14 protein-coding genes are annotated in these 16,776 nt (G+C 63.7%); 10 read left to right on the top strand and 4 right to left on the bottom strand.

The features are described 5' to 3' along the window. Nucleotides 1–13 precede the first annotated feature (13 nt). Entirely contained in the window at nucleotides 14–970 is a 957-nt protein-coding gene (locus IP68_RS01575; RefSeq protein WP_054133188.1) for a fatty acid desaturase family protein, read from the bottom strand. Between the two features lie 186 nt (nucleotides 971–1,156). Here IP68_RS01575 and IP68_RS01570 point away from each other — a divergent pair, with 186 nt between their 5' ends. From IP68_RS01570 to IP68_RS01550, 5 genes are all read left to right on the top strand, one after another. Further along, nucleotides 1,157–1,684, top strand: coding sequence for a DOMON-like domain-containing protein (locus IP68_RS01570; RefSeq protein WP_054133187.1), 528 nt, complete (start codon nucleotides 1,157–1,159; stop codon nucleotides 1,682–1,684). Nucleotides 1,685–1,721: 37 nt separating this feature from the next. Further along, the gene (locus IP68_RS01565; protein WP_054133186.1) at nucleotides 1,722–2,918 is read left to right on the top strand and encodes an exo-beta-N-acetylmuramidase NamZ domain-containing protein; all 1,197 of its coding nucleotides are present in this window, start codon (nucleotides 1,722–1,724) and stop codon (nucleotides 2,916–2,918) included. A gap of 43 nt (nucleotides 2,919–2,961) precedes the next feature. After that, the gene (locus IP68_RS01560; protein ID WP_054133185.1) at nucleotides 2,962–3,387 is read left to right on the top strand and encodes a hypothetical protein; all 426 of its coding nucleotides are present in this window, start codon (nucleotides 2,962–2,964) and stop codon (nucleotides 3,385–3,387) included. An 85-nt stretch (nucleotides 3,388–3,472) separates the two neighbouring features. Then, complete coding sequence (locus IP68_RS01555) at nucleotides 3,473–4,597, top strand: sterol desaturase family protein (protein WP_054133184.1); 1,125 nt, start codon at nucleotides 3,473–3,475, stop codon at nucleotides 4,595–4,597. Between the two features lie 170 nt (nucleotides 4,598–4,767). Continuing rightward, a complete protein-coding gene (locus IP68_RS01550) occupies nucleotides 4,768–5,613 on the top strand; it encodes a tetratricopeptide repeat protein (protein WP_082382044.1) in 846 nt (281 codons plus the stop codon). A 143-nt stretch (nucleotides 5,614–5,756) separates the two neighbouring features. On the opposite strand, the gene rpoD is transcribed toward IP68_RS01550, so the two are convergent. The 3 genes from rpoD to IP68_RS01535 form a co-directional block, all read right to left on the bottom strand. Next, nucleotides 5,757–7,769, bottom strand: a complete 2,013-nt coding sequence (gene rpoD / locus IP68_RS01545; protein WP_054133182.1) for an RNA polymerase sigma factor RpoD — start codon at nucleotides 7,767–7,769, stop codon at nucleotides 5,757–5,759. A 153-nt stretch (nucleotides 7,770–7,922) separates the two neighbouring features. Further along, nucleotides 7,923–9,833, bottom strand: coding sequence for a DNA primase (dnaG, locus tag IP68_RS01540; RefSeq protein WP_054133181.1), 1,911 nt, complete (start codon nucleotides 9,831–9,833; stop codon nucleotides 7,923–7,925). A gap of 11 nt (nucleotides 9,834–9,844) precedes the next feature. Then, on the bottom strand, nucleotides 9,845–10,300 hold the full coding sequence (locus IP68_RS01535; protein ID WP_054133180.1) for a GatB/YqeY domain-containing protein: 456 nt from the start codon (nucleotides 10,298–10,300) through the stop codon (nucleotides 9,845–9,847). Nucleotides 10,301–10,520: 220 nt separating this feature from the next. On the opposite strand from IP68_RS01535, the gene carA reads away from it, so the two are divergent. The 5 genes from carA (at nucleotide 10,521) to IP68_RS01510 (ending at nucleotide 16,748) form a co-directional block, all read left to right on the top strand. Further along, on the top strand, nucleotides 10,521–11,699 hold the full coding sequence (carA, locus tag IP68_RS01530; protein WP_054133179.1) for a glutamine-hydrolyzing carbamoyl-phosphate synthase small subunit: 1,179 nt from the start codon (nucleotides 10,521–10,523) through the stop codon (nucleotides 11,697–11,699). After that, nucleotides 11,696–12,067 carry a ribonuclease E inhibitor RraB gene (locus tag IP68_RS01525; RefSeq protein ID WP_054133178.1) on the top strand — a complete coding sequence of 124 codons (372 nt, stop codon included), beginning with the start codon at nucleotides 11,696–11,698 and terminating at the stop codon, nucleotides 12,065–12,067. Before carA ends, IP68_RS01525 begins: the two co-directional genes overlap by 4 nt. A gap of 62 nt (nucleotides 12,068–12,129) precedes the next feature. Further along, nucleotides 12,130–15,483, top strand: coding sequence for a carbamoyl-phosphate synthase large subunit (gene carB, locus IP68_RS01520; protein WP_054133177.1), 3,354 nt, complete (start codon nucleotides 12,130–12,132; stop codon nucleotides 15,481–15,483). 107 nt (nucleotides 15,484–15,590) lie between these two features. Beyond that, the gene (gene greA / locus IP68_RS01515; protein WP_054133176.1) at nucleotides 15,591–16,067 is read left to right on the top strand and encodes a transcription elongation factor GreA; all 477 of its coding nucleotides are present in this window, start codon (nucleotides 15,591–15,593) and stop codon (nucleotides 16,065–16,067) included. A gap of 3 nt (nucleotides 16,068–16,070) precedes the next feature. Next, on the top strand, nucleotides 16,071–16,748 hold the full coding sequence (locus IP68_RS01510) for a rhomboid family intramembrane serine protease (RefSeq protein WP_054133175.1): 678 nt from the start codon (nucleotides 16,071–16,073) through the stop codon (nucleotides 16,746–16,748). Nucleotides 16,749–16,776: the final 28 nt, after the last annotated feature.

The raw sequence follows: 16,776 nt of genomic DNA, 5'->3' as shown, positions 1-16,776 counted from the left end.
TCAACTTGTCTGATCAATGAGCTTGTGCGGCAGGTGATGGAATGATCACCTGCCGCATGACCTCGATATAGCCTGGCGCTATGGTCATCCGGCCGGCATGGCCGCCCTCGACCAGCATGCGGTGCGCGCGCGGCAGGTTATAGCAGGGCACTCCCATGAACAGGTGGTGCTCGCTGTGGAAGTTCACCCAATATGGTGCCACCGTCGCGCGCTCCAGCCAGTTGGCGTGCGTCGTCCGCGCATGCGTGAACGGGTCCTCGCTGCCTGTGGCCGTGCAGGCGTGCTCGGCAATGTTGCGGATGCGGAGGTAAAGCTGGAACGTGGTCGCCAGCGCGATCAGCCACACCAGATAAGGCGTTACGCCCAGGCCAGTCGCGAACGACAGCGCCAGCAGCACCACCTGCGCGCCGAGGAAGCGCAGCACCACCTTGCCCACGAACAAATTCTGCTCTTTTGCGCCCGGGCCAAACCCCTTCAGCGCCATCATCACCTGCGCGCTGCGCTGTTTCAGGAACGTCTGCCCTGTCAGATCGCGAAACACCTTGCGCAGCATGCTGGCGCGGGTGGTGGGGAAGGGCGCTGACAGTGACAGGTCTGGGTCCTCGGGCTGCTGCGTATAGCGATGATGGGTCAGGTGATAGGTGCGATAGGCGTGCAGATCGGTGCCCATCGGCACCCCGGTGATCCACTGGCCGACCCAGTTGTTGATCGCGCGGTTGGGGTGCAGCAGGCCGTGCGCGCCCTCGTGCATCAGGATGGCGAGGCCCAGCTGCCGACCACCGATCAGTAGCACCGCGATCATCCACGCCCACCATGTGCCCAGATACGCAGCCCCCCAGGCGAGCGCGATGATCACGCCCCAAGCATGCGCGACCAATGCGAGCCCCTTCCAGCGCGACACGGCGGTGAGCTCGCGAAAGCTGTCGCGGCCGAATATCTGCGCGGGGTTGGCGGCTTTCACCAGGGCCATTGCGATCCATCTCCTGCGCCATGGGCTGGCGCGCGAACTTTACGTTTGCGTCAGTCTACCAGCATATGCGCATGTCGCCAAGCCATGCCCTCTTTCGTCACCCCCGCGCACGCGGGAATGACGGGAATGACGGGAATGACGGGGATGGTTCTTGAATAAACGGGCAATGTCCGCGAAGTTGGGGCCATGAAGTCGCCCATCCTTGTCCCCCATCCCGATTGTCCGCCCCCTGACAGCGTCGAGGTCGCCATCGGCTGGACGCTCGATGTCGAGCTGCTGACGCTCGAAGTCCGTGTCTCCGATCCCTTCCACACGATCCTGTGGCCCGCGCCTGCGGTCGGCCGCGCGGATGACCTCTGGCAGACCAGCTGCTTCGAGGCGTTCATCGGGTCGGGCACCGGAAGCGGTTATGCCGAGTTCAACCTCTCGCCCTCGGGTGCCTGGGCAGCCTATGGGTTCGACGACTATCGCATCGGTATGCGCGACCTTGATCTGACTGCGCCGCCGCAGATCGCGCGCACCGCCTCCAAACACTGGCAGGCCACGCTCGACCTTACCGGGCTCGAAGCGCTGCTCGGCCCTGCGCCCTGGCGGCTGGCGATCACTGCGGTGATCGAGGCGAAGGACGGCAGCAAATCTTACTGGTCGCTCGCGCACCCTCCCGGAAAACCCGATTTTCACCACGCGGATTGTTTTGCCGCGCGGCTGGGCTAAAGAACCCGCACCCAATTCAAGCAGCGCGCGAGGCCCCATGCTCTTCGGTATCGATCGTCTTCTGGCTGAACCAGACTTGCGCAAACCGCTGCACGGCAAGCGTGTTGCTTTGGTCGCGCATCCTGCGTCGGTTACCGCGGACCTGACGCATTCGCTCGACGCGCTGGCCGGGCTCGACGATATCCGCCTGACCGCCGCGTTCGGCCCGCAGCACGGGCTGCGCGGCGACAAGCAGGACAATATGGTGGAAAGCCCGGACTTTACCGATCCGGTGCACGGCATTTCGGTGTTCAGCCTCTATGGCGAGGTCCGTCGCCCGACGGGGCAGATGATGGGCACCTTCGATGTCGTGCTGATCGACCTGCAGGACCTGGGCTGCCGGATCTACACCTTCGTCACGACCTTGCTCTACATGCTCGAAGCCGCGGCGAAAGAGGGCAAATCGGTCTGGGTGCTCGATCGGCCCAACCCTGCCGGGCGCCCGGTCGAGGGGCTGACCCTGCGCGAGGGCTGGGAGAGCTTTGTCGGCGCAGGGCCGATGCCGATGCGGCATGGTCTCACGCTGGGCGAGATGGGCCACTGGTTTATCCGTCATTATGGCCTTGATGTCGATTACCGCGTGATCGAAATGACCGGCTGGCAGCCCGATGCCGCGCCAGGCTTCGGCTGGCCAGACAGCCGCATCTGGATCAACCCCAGCCCCAATGCGCCCAACGTCAACATGGCGCGCACCTACGCGGGCACGGTGATGCTGGAGGGCACGACATTGAGCGAGGGCAGGGGGACCACCCGCCCGCTCGAGATCTTCGGCGCGCCCGATATCGACGCGCGCGCGGTCATCGACAGGATGCGCGCCATCGCCCCGCACTGGCTCACCGGCTGCGCCCTGCGCGAAATCTGGTTCGAGCCAACCTTCCACAAGCATGTCGGCCAGCTGTGCCACGGCGTGCACATCCACGCCGAGGGCGCGTTCTACGACCACGCCAGCTTCCGCCCCTGGCGCGTCCAGGCGCTCGCCTTCAAGGCCATCCGCAGCCTCTATCCCGACTACCCGCTGTGGCGCGACTTCCCGTACGAATACGAGCTGGGCAAACTTGCGATCGATGTCATCAACGGCGGCCCGGCGTTGCGCGAATGGGTTGATGATGCGAGCGCGCCGCCGGATCATCTGGACGCGCTCACCGCGCCGGACGAAGCGGCGTGGGACGCGGTGTCGGCGTTCCGGCTGTATTGAGCGCGCTTACCAATTTTTCACTCGTCCCGATTAACGTCGCGGCATGGATGCGATCTACAAAGTCGAAGTCGATCCGGTAGGCAATATCGTTCGACACTATCTCGCGGGCTTCTTCGAGCCGACGGATGTCGAGGCGTATATCGCTGCACGCAATGCAGCCCATGACAAGTTGACGTGCGGCCCAAACGAGCATGTCACTTTGGTTGATGTGCGCGACATGAAGATCCAGCAGCAGGACATCGTGAAGGCATTTGGCGGTGTGTTGGCTGATTCGCGCCATCGATCGCGCAAGCTTGCCTTCGTTGTCGCGCTGTCGCTGGCGCGAATGCAATTGTTGCGCGCCACTTCCAGCCGCGACGCGCAATATTTCACCGATCCCGATAAAGCCGAAGCCTGGCTGATGGCAGCTGGCGACGATGAGGCGGGGGCGGACGCGCATTCAGGGGAACCGCAATCCAGAGTGGCCTGACCGCTGCTTGGGCTGCAGAGGCGACAGCCCCCGGTTTTTGCGTCATCAACCATATCTTCGCCAATCGTTGCCATCCTCCGCACCCATGACCGCAGAGCAATGGCTGACCCGCATCTTTGCAGACCAGGCCCCGCGCCGTTTCGGTAGCGGATGGGTGAGCGGTGTGCTGGGCATCGTGCTGGGTTTGCTAAGCATCGCGGCGGTGCTGTGCCTGCATTTCCCGCACTGGCTGACACTGCCCGAACTGCGCGGCCGATACCCGCTGGGGTTGGTGCGCACCGCGATCGATGCGGGGATCTTCGCAACGCTGCTGCTCGCCGCGCTGTCGATGCTGTTGCGGCGGCGCAAGGCGTTGGGGCTTGCCGGCCTTGCACTTGCTGGGATTGCACTGGCGCTGGGAGCGGGCGGGGTCGCAATCCCTGAAGCGCCTGCGAGCCCGGTCTATGTTGGGCTCGACTGGTTCGTTCTCGGCGTGTTGACCACTGCGGCGGTGTTTGTGCCGCTCGAGCGCGCGTTTGCGCTGAGGCGCGAGCAGGGGCCGTTCCGGCGCGGCTGGCTGACCGACGCGAGCTACTTCTTCATGAGCCACGCGCTGGTGCAACTGATGTCGCTGCTGGTGCTGATCCCCGCGACCCAGGTCGGCCAGGCGCTGGCGATCGCCCCGGTGCAGGCATGGGTCCAGATGGCTCCCTTGGTGGTGCAGTTTCTGGCCGTCGTGCTGGTCGCGGACCTTGCGCAATATGCCGTCCACCGCGCGTTCCACGCCGTGCCTTTGCTGTGGCGCTTCCACCGCGTGCACCACTCGGTGACGACGATGGACTGGATCGCCGGATCGCGGCTGCATCTGGTCGATGTCGTCGCGACGCGCGCCCTGGTTCTGCTGCCGATCGTGACGCTGGGGTTCGACCAAGTCGCGGTCTACGCCTATCTCGGCTTCGTGTCGCTGCACGCGGTCTTTATCCACGCCAACTTTGCGCCGCGTAGCCCGTGGCTCGAACTCTGGATCGCGATGCCGCGCTTTCACCACTGGCACCACGCGATCGAGCCCGAGGCGCGCGACACCAACTTTGCGGTCCATCTGCCGATGATCGACCGCTGGTTCGGCACCGAACACATGCCCAAGGACCGCTGGCCGAGCGGCTATGGCGTGGAAGGGCTGGAGGTGCCGGAAGGCTATGTGCGGCAACTGGTGTGGCCGTTGCGGGGGTGATGTGATGCCCGGGCCGCCGCCTGGCAGCCCGATGTTGTCCTATAGCCGTAGGTATGTCCTGGACAGATGCGGCATAGGCCGGATTGGTTGGCGGAACGAAAATCTTCGCTTGCACAAATGTGGCAATCTACGCTGTAACGAAAAGCCACTGATGCCAAGGAGTACATGCCATGATTCAACCAGTGCTGGCCGGACTTTGGCAAGCGATCATTGCAGTATCTCTTGTATCCGCACCGGAAGTGCAAGACGAACAAGGTGCCAGTATGAAGGAACCGGAAGAATTGCTCGCGTGGATCACGCACTGTGACCAAGGCGATGCCGTTTCCTGCCACAACGCCGCTACTGCGTATGACAATGGCGAAATGGTCAAGGAGGACAGGGTAAAGGCTGCCGCATTCTTTGCGAAGGCCTGCGACGGCGACATCGGCTCGGGCTGCTACCATGCTGGACGCATCTATGTCGACGGAGACGGCGTCGAGCCAGATGTCGCGCAGGGCAAGCGGTTGCTTGACAGGGCATGTACCATCGATCAGCCCAGAGGATGCTTCGATCTTGCCGTTATGCACACCGAAGGCACCGTGTTCGAACGGGATGCGAAGAGCGTGGAGGCGCTGTACACCAAGGGCTGCGACGCCGGCCATATGAAGTCATGCTACAATTTCGCCCGGCTCCACGTCGAAGGCGACCTTCTGCCGCAGGATTTCCAGAAAGCGGCGGCGCTTTACGACAAGGCGTGCACGGGTGGAGAGCCGAGCGGCTGCCACGATCTCGCGTTGTTCTATTCGAAGAAGAAGATTCTGCCGACAGACATGGTCAAGGCCAAGGCACTGTTCACCAGATCGTGCGAACTCGGGCGCGCATCAGCCTGCTACAATGTCGGGGTGATGTACGCCAATGGCGAGGGGACCGATCCGAGCTACAGCGAAGCAGTGTCCTATTTCCGCCGCTCGCTGGCCCTCGACCCCAATTATGCCAACGCGAAGAACGCGCTTCTGAGCTATGGCTTGCAGAACTAGGCTATCCGGGTTCCACACGTAACGCCGTGCCAATTACCCAAACCATTGGCGCTCAAACGCGGGAGGCAGACATCCTAGGCCCTCGATGACCGAGCCGAAACCGGGTAAAACCCATTGCCGCGACGCGCGCCCTGGGTTGGGGCTTACTGATCCAGGAACGACCGCATCTTCCGCGAACGGCTCGGGTGCTTCAGCTTGCGCAGCGCCTTCGCCTCGATCTGACGGATACGTTCGCGGGTGACCGAGAACTGCTGGCCGACCTCTTCAAGCGTGTGATCGGTGTTCATGCCGATGCCGAAGCGCATGCGCAGCACGCGTTCCTCGCGCGGGGTCAGGCTCGCAAGAACCCGCGTGACGGTTTCCTTGAGGTTCGCCTGGATCGCGGCATCCACCGGGATGATCGCATTCTTGTCCTCGATGAAATCGCCCAGGTGGCTGTCTTCCTCATCACCGATCGGCGTTTCGAGGGAGATCGGCTCCTTGGCGATCTTCATCACCTTGCGGACCTTTTCGAGCGGCATAGAGAGGCGCTCGGCCATTTCTTCAGGCGTGGGTTCGCGGCCCTGCTCGTGCAGGAACTGGCGGCTGGTGCGCACCAGCTTGTTGATCGTCTCGATCATGTGCACGGGGATGCGGATGGTGCGCGCCTGATCCGCGATCGAACGGGTGATCGCCTGACGGATCCACCATGTGGCATAGGTCGAGAACTTGTAGCCGCGGCGATACTCGAACTTGTCCACCGCCTTCATCAGGCCGATATTGCCTTCCTGGATGAGGTCGAGGAACTGCAGGCCGCGATTGGTGTATTTCTTGGCGATCGAGATCACGAGACGCAGGTTCGCCTCGACCATTTCCTTCTTGGCGATCCGCGCCTCGCGCTCGCCCTTCTGCACCATGTTGACGATGCGGCGGAACTCGTTGAGACTCATGCCGGTGGCGGCAGCGATGTCGCTGATTTCCGCGCGGATGCGGTCAACCGCGCCTGCTTCGTTGCTGACGAAGGCCGCCCATTTCTTGTCGACGCCCGCCATGGTTTCCAGCCACGCCTCGTCCATCTCGTGGCCGAGATAGCGGTCGAGGAAGTCCTTGCGCGGCACCTTGTGGCGCTCGGCAAGGCGCAGCATCTGGCCGCCCAATGCGGTCAGGCGGCGGTTGAAGGCATAGAGCTGGTCAACCAGATATTCGATCTTGTTGGCATGGAACTGCACCGACTCAACCTCGGCGGTCAGGTCCTCGCGCAGCTTCTGATAGCTCTTTTCCTTCGCCGACGGGAAATCGTCGCCGATGCTGAGCGCGTTGAGGCGATCGCGCTGGATTTTCTCGAACTTGCGGAACAGCGAGGTGATCAGCGCGAACTTCTCGAGCGCGGCGGGCTTCAGCTGCGCTTCCATCTGCGCGAGGCTGAGCGTGTTGTCCTCTTCCTCGTCGTCATCGGGACGGCGGGTGCGGCGCTCGGTCAGATCGTCTTCGTCGTCGTTGGTCTCGGCGACCTCCTCGACATCGTCCTCTTCCTTGAAGCTGGGGCCCGCGGTCTTCTCGCTGATCTCGCCATCGTCCTCGCCGTCCTCGGACAGGCTTTCGGGCGCGGGCTCCTTCGACAGCATCGCATCGAGATCGAGAATCTCGCGCAGCTGCATTTCGCCGTCGTTGAGCGCGGTCGACCATTCGATGATGGCGTGGAAGGTAATCGGGCTTTCGCACAGCCCCAGGATCATCGTGTCGCGGCCGGCCTCGATGCGCTTGGCGATGGCGATTTCGCCCTCGCGGCTGAGCAGCTCCACCGCGCCCATTTCGCGCAGGTACATGCGCACCGGGTCATCGGTGCGGTCCATCGTCTCCTTCTTCTTTTCAGGAGAGATGTTGAGCTGTTCCGAACCGTCGTCGGCTGTGTCGTTATCGTCCGCCGGCTGTTCTTCGCCCGCTTCCTCGTCGTTCTCGACGATGTTGACGCCCATCTCCGAGATCGCGGACATCACGTCCTCGATCTGCTCGGACGACATCTGGTCCTGCGGCAGCGCCTCGTTCAGCTCGTCATAGGTGATGTAGCCGCGCTTCTTGGCGCGCGAGAGCAGCTTCTTGACCGAGGCTTCGTTCAGATCGATCAGCGGTGCATCCGTGGTGTCGGCTTTGCTGTCTTTCGGTGCCTTGCTTGCCAATTCCGTAATTCCTGTCACCTGTGTCGCCGCGGCCTGCGAGCGGCTGCGGAGATAATTTGCGTCATATCAGGCCGCGATTGGCCGATACAAATGTTTTGCGTCTGAGCTCAAGCGGCCCTGTATCACCCGGAGTGTGGACGACTGTATCGCCGGTTATGCACTCCGTTCCGTTAATTCTATCAGGCGCTGGTCAAACTGCTGCTTTCTTGCCCTTAGCTGTTGCTGCTCCAAAAACAATCCATCACCCGAATCATTTTCCGCCAGATCGGCTTCGAACCGCCGGGTTACCTCACTCAAGGCCGCCACCAGCCGGGGGCGCGTGGTCATCACTTCGATCGCTTCTGCAAAATCTCCCGCGATGCGGATTTCGCGCGCCTCGTCTTTCTCCGCCTGCACCGCAGTGCAGAACGAAAATGGCGGCCTGCCACCCGATTTCAGCCTGTCGATCGTGTCTGCCATGCCCTTGTCCTGCAATATGGTCATAAGGCGTGCCGTATCAAGAGTTTCCGCCGCGTCATCGGGCTGAATGGAATGCGCGTGGCTTGCATCGAGCATCGCGTCGAGCAGATCGGCCCAGCCTTCTGCAAGTCCGACAAACTCGCTCAGCGCCTCGGAGTGACGCACCAGCAGCGCCGGGCGATGGAGCACGCCGTGCAGGACGCCGCGCAGGATCAGGTCGCTCATCGGCTGGCGGCTGAATTCGCGCAGTTCCTCGCTGGGCGGTACGGGTTCATCGCGGCGCTGCCAGCCCTTCTGGCCCTTGGCGCCGGGGCGGAAGGCAGGGCCGGGCGTCTGGGGTTGGCGCGCGCCAAAGAACATGTCCGAAAAGCGCTGACCGATCTCGCGGCGGTACAGCGCCTTGATGTCGCCATCCGCGATCGTGTCGGCATGCGCGTTGAGCCGTGCCTTGAGCCCCGCGCGTGCCTCGGGGCTGGTCAGCGGCGCGGCGTTCAGTTCATGCGTCCACAGGTGATCGAGCAGCCCGGTTGCGCGATCGATGCAGGCGGTGAAGGCGCCCGGACCCGATGCGCGCACCAGATCGTCCGGGTCCTGGCCCGCAGGCAGCGAGACGAAACCGAGCGAGAGCCCGGGCTTGAGCAGCGGCAGCGCACGCGAGGCAGCACGCATCGCCGCCTTCTGCCCCGCACCGTCGCCATCGAAGCACAGCAGGGGCCGGTCGACCATCTTCCACAGCCGCTCGATCTGGTGTTCGGTGAGCGCGGTGCCGAGCGGCGCGACGCACTCGCCAAAGCCGGCCTGGGCCAGCGCGATCACGTCCATATAGCCCTCGACCACCACCACGCGTCCGCTCTGGCGCGAGGCGGGCGCGGCCAGGTGCAGGTTGTAGAGCGTGCGCCCCTTGTCGAACAACGGCGTGTCGGGAGAGTTGAGGTATTTGGGTTCGCCCTGGCCGAGGATGCGCCCCCCGAACGCGATCACCCGCCCGCGTGGATCGCGGATCGGGATCATGATCCGTCCCCGAAAGCGATCATAGCTCGGCTTGTCGTCGACCTTGATCAGCAGCCCGGCCTCGATCAGCAGATCCTCGTCGATCGATCCCAGCGCGGACTTGATCCCGGTGCGGCTGTCTGGCGCAAAGCCGATGCCGAAGCGCTGGATCGTCTCTGCGGTCAGCCCGCGCGCTTTCAGATAGGCCCGCGCCTGCTCGCCCAAAGCGCTGCCAAGCTGGGCTGCGAACCAGTCCTGCGCCGCCTGGCAGACATCGTGCAGCGACGCCCGGGCAACTGCCGCCTGCGCCGCGCGCGGATCGGGGGCGGGGATGGTCATCCCGGCCTCGGAGGCGAGCTCCTTGACCGCATCCATGAAGCCCAGCCCCTGATGATCGGTCATGAACCGGATCGCATCGCCATGGGCTCCGCAACCAAAGCAATGATAGAAGCCCTTGTCGTCGTTGATCGTGAAGCTGGGGGTCTTCTCGTTGTGGAACGGACAGCACGCCTTGTACTCCCGCCCCGCGCGCTGGACCTTCACGTGCCGCCCGATCAGGGTCGACAGCGTGATGCGCGAGCGCAACTCGTCCAGCCATTGCGGGGTGAGGGTCATGTGCGTTCCGGTTAGCCCGCCAGAGCTTCCTTCACCCAGCCGCTGGCCTTGCTCATGTCGATCTCGCTGGCGTGGCGGGCCTTCACTTCGGCCATCACCTTGCCCATGTCCTTCAAGCTCGATGCACCGGTTTCGGCAACCACGGCAGCGATCGCGGCGCGGGCGGCGGCCTCGTCCAGCTGCGCGGGGAGGAACTCCTCGATGATCGCGACCTCGGATGCTTCCTGCGCAGCGAGCTCGGCGCGGCCACCCTGTTCGTACATCGCAATCGATTCGCGGCGCTGCTTGATCATCTTCTGCAGCACCTCGGTGACCATCGCGTCGTCATCGATGGTCGCCGACGAAGTACGCAGCTCGATATCGCGGTCCTTGATCTTGGCGAGGATCAGGCGGACCGCCGCGGTGCGGGGCTTGTCGCCCCCCTTCATTGCCGCAACCTGCGCAGCCTTAAGCGAATCGCGAATCATGCGAGCGCATCCTTTCCGGTGAATTTTGGAACAAGCGACCAGCCTAGCCGCATAAAAATGTTTTTCATAGATTGACCGTACAAGCCCGCTAAGCCTAGTGACCCGCCAATTTGGCCGCTTTCCGGCAGGGGGCGTGAACGGGGCTTTGGCCCCGCCCGAACCTGCAATAGTCTGCGGCCCGGCCCATTTGCGACTCAACGCAACACAAGGAAAACGATCCATGGCGCACGCCACCACCTCCGCTCAGCCCCAAGGCGCGACCGGATTGCTGCTTCTGGCCGATGGTACGGCGATCTGGGGCAGGGGCTTTGGTGCCGCCGGAGCCAAGGCAGGCGAGGTCTGCTTCAACACCTCGATCACCGGCTATCAGGAAATCCTGACCGACCCGAGCTATGCCGGGCAGATCATCACCTTCACCTTCCCGCATATCGGCAATGTCGGCGCGAATGCAGAAGATGTCGAAGCCGACGTGCCCCGCGCGCTAGGCTGCATCGTGCGCGAGGACGTGACCAATCCCAGCAGCTTCCGTTCCGCCCAGCATTTCACGCGGTGGCTTGAGGCGAACGGCCAGATCGGCATTTCAGGCATCGACACTCGCGCGCTCACCCGCCGCATCCGTGAGGCAGGCGCGCCCAATGCGGTTATCGCGCACGCGCCCGACGGCGTGTTCGACATGCCCGCGCTACTCGCACAGGCGCAGGGCTGGGCAGGGCTCGAGGGCATGGATCTGGCGATCGAGGTCACCGGTGCCGACACCCGCGACTGGCAGGGCGGCATCTGGACTTTGGGGCAGGGCTATGCCGGCGCCGGCGAGGGCGACCGCCCGCATGTCGTCGCGATCGATTACGGTGCCAAGCACAACATCTTCCGATCGCTGGTGCAGGCTGGCGCGCGCGTCACCATCGTGCCTGCGCAGACGCCGGTCGATGCAATCACCGCACTTCAGCCCGATGGCGTGTTCCTCTCCAACGGCCCGGGCGATCCGGCGGCGACCGGCGTGTATGCCGTTCCAGTGATCCAGGCGCTGCTCGAGCGCGACGTGCCGATCTTCGGCATCTGCCTCGGCCATCAGCTGCTGGGCCTAGCCGCTGGTGCGCGCACGATGAAGATGCACCAGGGCCATCGCGGCGCGAACCATCCGGTCAAAAGGCTCGAAACCGGTGTGGTCGAGATCACCAGCATGAACCACGGCTTTGCGGTCGATGCAGCGACCTTGCCCGCCAACGTCATCGAAACCCATGTCTCGCTGTTCGACGGCAGCAACTGCGGCATCGCGTTCACCGACAAGCGCGCGTTCGGCGTGCAGTATCACCCCGAAGCCTCGCCCGGGCCGCAGGACAGCTTCTATTTGTTCGAGAAGTTCGTTGGCGGCCTCAAGTCCCCCGCAGGTGTGGCATGAGCATGAAACTCCCCAAGGTCGATCCTGCGCGCATGGAGCAGGAGTGGGTGGCCGATCAGGACGTGCTGCGCAATCTGGCGGCCAATGGTGACCAGGCGAGCGTCAAGCGCGCGGTCGATGTGAGCTTCCGGGGCTCGGAGGAAAACCTGCAGCGCCTTTCCGAGGCCGCGAACACTTTCGGGCTTACCGAGCTCGACCGCGAGGAGGATGCAGAAGGCGGCGAGCCGTATCTGTTCTTCGAGCGGTTCCAGGCGGTCGATGCGCAGTCGATCAAGGACCTGACCCGCACCTGTCTGCAGATCGAGATGCTGTTCGATGTCGAATATGACGGTTGGGGCTGCGAAGCGCAGTCCGGCACGATGCACTGAAGAAACGTCCGGTCGCCGCCTCCCCCAGATGAAACAAAGCCTTTAAAGAGAGCACAACAACAATGCCCAAGCGCACCGATATTAACAGCATCCTGATCATCGGCGCAGGCCCGATCATCATCGGCCAGGCGTGCGAGTTCGATTATTCGGGCACGCAGGCGTGCAAGGCGTTGAAGGAGGAAGGCTACCGGATCATTCTGGTCAATTCCAACCCCGCAACGATCATGACCGATCCCGACATGGCCGATGCGACCTATGTCGAGCCGATCACGCCCGAGATCGTCGCCAAGATTATCGCCAAGGAGCGCGCCGAGCGCCCGAACGAGAAGCTGGTGGTGCTGCCGACGATGGGCGGGCAGACCGCGCTCAACACCGCGCTGGCGCTCGACGCGGATGGCACGCTCGAGAAATACGACGTCGAGTTGATCGGCGCCAAGGCCGAAGCGATCGACAAGGCCGAGGATCGGCTGAAGTTCCGCGACGCGATGGACAAGATCGGGCTGGAATCAGCGCGCTCGGGCATTGCGCACACGATCGACGAAGCCCTCGCCGTGCTCGAACGCACAGGCCTTCCCTCGATCATCCGCCCCAGCTTCACCATGGGCGGCACCGGCGGCGGCATCGCCTACAACCGCGACGAGTTCGTCCAGATCGTCACCGGCGGGCTCGATGCCTCGCCAACCACCGAAGTGCTGATCGAGGAATCTCTGCTCGGCTGGAAAGAGTACGAGATGGAGGTTGTGCGCGACAAGAACGACAACGCCATCATCATCTGCTCGATCGAGAATGTCGATCCGATGGGCGTGCACACCGGTGACAGCATCACTGTGGCGCCCGCGCTGACGCTGACCGACAAGGAATATCAGATCATGCGCTCAGCCAGCATTGCGGTGCTGCGCGAGATCGGCGTGGAAACGGGCGGGTCGAACGTGCAGTTCGCGGTCAACCCCAAGGACGGCCGCCTGATCGTCATCGAGATGAACCCGCGCGTGTCGCGCTCGTCGGCGCTTGCGTCGAAGGCCACCGGCTTCCCGATCGCCAAGGTCGCGGCCAAGCTCGCGGTGGGCTACACGCTCGACGAGATCACCAACGACATCACCGGTGCGACGCCCGCCAGCTTCGAGCCGACGATCGACTATGTCGTCACCAAGATCCCCCGGTTCGCGTTCGAGAAGTTCAAGGGTGCAAGCCCGCTGCTCGGCACCGCGATGAAATCGGTGGGCGAGGTGATGGCGATCGGCCGCAACTTCCAGGAATCGGTGCAGAAGGCGCTGCGCGGGCTGGAAACGGGCCTGAGCGGCTTCAACATGGTCGACCACCTCGTCGGCGCGCCGCACGACGATATCGTTGCGGAACTGAGCCAGGCGACCCCCGACCGGCTGCTGATCGCGGCGCAGGCGCTGCGCGAGGGCATGACCGTCGAGCAGGTCCACGCGGTCGCGAAATACGACCCCTGGTTCCTTGAGCAGATCAAGCAGATCGTCGATGCCGAGAACGAAGTGCTCGCAGATGGCCTGCCGCGCGATGCGGTGGGCATGCGGCGGCTGAAGTCGATGGGCTTTTCGGACAAGCGTCTCGCCTATCTGGCGCTCAAGTCGGCGCATCTGCGGCCCGGCATGAGCCACGCCATCGCGCGCGGATCGGGCCTGGTGCGCGATGCCGTGGTCGCGATGACCGGCGGCGTCACCGAAGAGGAAGTGCGCGCCTTGCGCCACAAGCTCGGCGTGCGCCCCGTGTTCAAGCGGATCGACACCTGCGCGGCGGAGTTCGAGGCGAAGACGCCGTATATGTATTCAACCTATGAGGCGCCCAGCTTTGGCGAGCCCGAGTGCGAGAGCCAGCCGACCAATCGCCGCAAGATCGTGATCCTGGGTGGCGGGCCCAACCGCATCGGCCAGGGGATCGAGTTCGATTACTGCTGCTGCCACGCGTGCTTCGCGCTGGGCGACGCGGGCTATGAGACGATCATGATCAACTGCAATCCGGAAACGGTGAGTACCGATTACGATACCTCGGACCGGCTGTATTTCGAGCCGCTGACCGCAGAGGACGTGCTCGAGATCCTCGACGTCGAACGCTCGAACGGCGAACTCGTCGGCGTCATTGTCCAGTTCGGCGGGCAGACCCCGCTCAAGCTGGCGCAGGCGCTCGAGGATGCGGGCATCCCGATCCTCGGCACATCGCCCGACGCGATCGACCTTGCCGAAGACCGCGAGCGCTTTGCCAAATTGGTCGACAAGCTTGGCCTGAAGCAGCCGATGAACGGCATTGCGCGCAGCCGCGAAGAGGCGATCGCAGTGGCGAGCCGCATCGGCTATCCGGTGCTGATCCGGCCATCCTACGTGCTGGGCGGCCGGGCGATGGAGATCGTCGACGGTCAGGCGCAGCTCGAATCCTATATCGCGACGGCCGTGCAGGTGTCCGGCGACAGTCCGGTGCTGATCGACCAGTATCTGCGCGATGCGATCGAGGTCGATGTCGATGCGATCTGCGACGGCCGCGATGTCGCGATCGCCGGGATCATGCAGCATATCGAGGAAGCAGGCGTGCATTCGGGCGACAGCGCTTGCTCGCTTCCCCCCTACAGTCTGTCCGATGACCTCATCGCCGAAATGGAACGTCAGACCCGTGCGCTGGCCGAGGGCCTCAAGGTCCGCGGGCTGATGAACATCCAGTTCGCGGTCAAGGAAGGCCAGGTCTATCTGATCGAGGTCAATCCGCGTGCCAGCCGCACAGTACCCTTCGTCGCCAAGGCGATCGGCCAGCCGGTGGCCAAATATGCCGCGCGGGTGATGGCGGGCGAGATGCTGGCCGACCTGCCGGTGATCGATCGCAACATCGACCACATGGCGGTCAAGGAAGCGGTGTTCCCCTGGGCGCGCTTTGCCGGGGTCGATCCGGTGCTGAGCCCCGAGATGAAGTCGACCGGCGAGGTGATGGGCATCGACAAGGACTTTGCCACCGCCTTTGCCAAGGCGCAGATCGGCGCGGGTCTGACGCTGCCGACCAACGGCACCGTGTTCATTTCGGTCAAGGATGGCGACAAGCCGGTGATCCTCGAGGCCGCGCGCGGCCTGATCGCTCTGGGCATGGACGTGGTCGCCACCGGCGGCACCGCGCGTTATCTTAAGGACAACGCCGTGGCGGTAACCGAGGTCAACAAGGTGGCGCAGGGACGTCCGCACATCGTCGACCGGATCAAGGACGGCCAGATTGCGCTGATCTTCAACACCACCGAAGGCTGGCAGAGCCTGAAGGATTCGCAATCGATCCGCGCGAGCGCACTCAGCGGCAAGATTCCGTACTTCACCACCGCCGCGGCCAGCGTCGCAGCGGTGCGGGCGATGGCCTCGCTCGCCAAGAGCAGCCTTGAAGTAAAGCCGCTTCAGGCTTATTATATACGGCCTGACGCTTGAGCCCCCCGACAAGTCGTTAACCTTGTGTGGTCCCGTTGCGGGGCCGCGAAGAGCTTTATTTGTCGGGTGATGGGCCAGGCTCGGCCACAGAAGAAGGGATATGCCGAATGGCAACCGTCGATAAGCTGCCCATGCTGGCAGAAGGATATGAAAAGCTTTCGCGCGAGCTGAAGTTGCTCAAGGAAGAGCGCCCCCTGATCGTCGAGGCGATCGAGGAAGCGCGCGCGCATGGCGATCTTTCCGAGAACGCCGAATATCATGCCGCCAAGGAGCGTCAGGGCCAGGTCGAGGCGACCATCGCCGACCTGGAAGGCAAATTGAGCCGCGCACAGATCATCGATCCGACCACGCTTTCGGGCAACAAGGTCGTGTTCGGCGCGACCGTGACGCTGCTCGACGAAGACGACAAGCCGGTGAAATACCAGATCGTCGGCGAAGCAGAAGCCGACGCGCGCAAAGGCAAGATCAGCTATTCCAGCCCGCTGGGCCGCGCGCTGATCGGCCGCCTGCTCGACGACGAGGTCGAGGTCAGCGTGCCTTCGGGCGACAAGTTCTATGTCGTGTCGAAGATCGAGTTCATCTGACACATGCCCAATCTGCCGCGCGGCGCGGCGACCAACGCGCTGGTGATTGCCAATGTGCTGGTTTGGCTTGCAGGCTTTCTGACCGGCTGGACCGAACGCTTTCAGGTTGAAGGCGGGTTCTGGGCGGCGCGGCTTTCCGACAGCCTGCACGGCCATACGAGCGCGCTGCCGCTGGATTACCCCTGGGTCGTCCCCGTGTGGCTGACCCCGGTGACCTCTGCATTCCTGCACGCCGGGCTTTTCCACCTGGCGATGAACATGCTGGTGCTGGTGGTGGTCGGCCGCATGATCGAGGTGGCGCTCGGCACAGGTCGGTTCGTGCTGCTCTATGCCGCAGGGATCGTCGGGGCGGCGGCGATGCACTACGCCGTCGATCCGCTCTCGACAACGCCGGTGGTGGGCGCAAGCGGAGCGATCTCAGCGCTGCTCGCCGCCTATTTCCTGCTGTTCGCCCGGCGCAAGCCAAAGGCCATCGGACCGGTGCCGGGCCTGGTCGTGCACATTGCGTGGCTGGCAGCCGCGTGGATCGGCATCAACCTGCTCAGCCAGCTCGCCTTTGCAGGAACCGCTCTCGGCATCGCCATTTGGGCGCATATCGGCGGGTTTGCCGCCGGTCTGGCACTGGCCGTGCCTCTGGCGCAGAGCCATCGCCCGCGCAGGCCGCGTCACGACATTCCGTAACACGGCGAGTGCGGGGGCTAAACGACGG

The sequence above is a fragment of the Blastomonas sp. AAP25 genome, from assembly GCF_001295965.1.
Lineage (GTDB): Bacteria > Pseudomonadota > Alphaproteobacteria > Sphingomonadales > Sphingomonadaceae > Blastomonas > Blastomonas fulva.
Note: the sequence above shows the minus strand (reverse complement) of the source record. Positions and strands in the feature narration are given on the sequence as shown.

Excerpts from the sequence above, each read along its gene's own strand:
- IP68_RS01575 (WP_054133188.1), bottom strand. The coding sequence starts at position 970 with ATGGCCCTGGTGAAAGCCGCCAACCCCGCGCAGATATTCGGCCGCGAC.
- IP68_RS01570 (WP_054133187.1), top strand. The coding sequence starts at position 1,157 with ATGAAGTCGCCCATCCTTGTCCCCCATCCCGATTGTCCGCCCCCTGAC.
- IP68_RS01565 (WP_054133186.1), top strand. The coding sequence starts at position 1,722 with ATGCTCTTCGGTATCGATCGTCTTCTGGCTGAACCAGACTTGCGCAAA.
- IP68_RS01560 (WP_054133185.1), top strand. The coding sequence starts at position 2,962 with ATGGATGCGATCTACAAAGTCGAAGTCGATCCGGTAGGCAATATCGTT.
- IP68_RS01555 (WP_054133184.1), top strand. The coding sequence starts at position 3,473 with ATGACCGCAGAGCAATGGCTGACCCGCATCTTTGCAGACCAGGCCCCG.
- IP68_RS01550 (WP_082382044.1), top strand. The coding sequence starts at position 4,768 with ATGATTCAACCAGTGCTGGCCGGACTTTGGCAAGCGATCATTGCAGTA.
- dnaG (WP_054133181.1), bottom strand. The coding sequence starts at position 9,833 with ATGACCCTCACCCCGCAATGGCTGGACGAGTTGCGCTCGCGCATCACG.
- IP68_RS01535 (WP_054133180.1), bottom strand. The coding sequence starts at position 10,300 with ATGATTCGCGATTCGCTTAAGGCTGCGCAGGTTGCGGCAATGAAGGGG.
- carA (WP_054133179.1), top strand. The coding sequence starts at position 10,521 with ATGGCGCACGCCACCACCTCCGCTCAGCCCCAAGGCGCGACCGGATTG.
- IP68_RS01525 (WP_054133178.1), top strand. The coding sequence starts at position 11,696 with ATGAGCATGAAACTCCCCAAGGTCGATCCTGCGCGCATGGAGCAGGAG.
- carB (WP_054133177.1), top strand. The coding sequence starts at position 12,130 with ATGCCCAAGCGCACCGATATTAACAGCATCCTGATCATCGGCGCAGGC.
- greA (WP_054133176.1), top strand. The coding sequence starts at position 15,591 with ATGGCAACCGTCGATAAGCTGCCCATGCTGGCAGAAGGATATGAAAAG.
- IP68_RS01510 (WP_054133175.1), top strand. The coding sequence starts at position 16,071 with ATGCCCAATCTGCCGCGCGGCGCGGCGACCAACGCGCTGGTGATTGCC.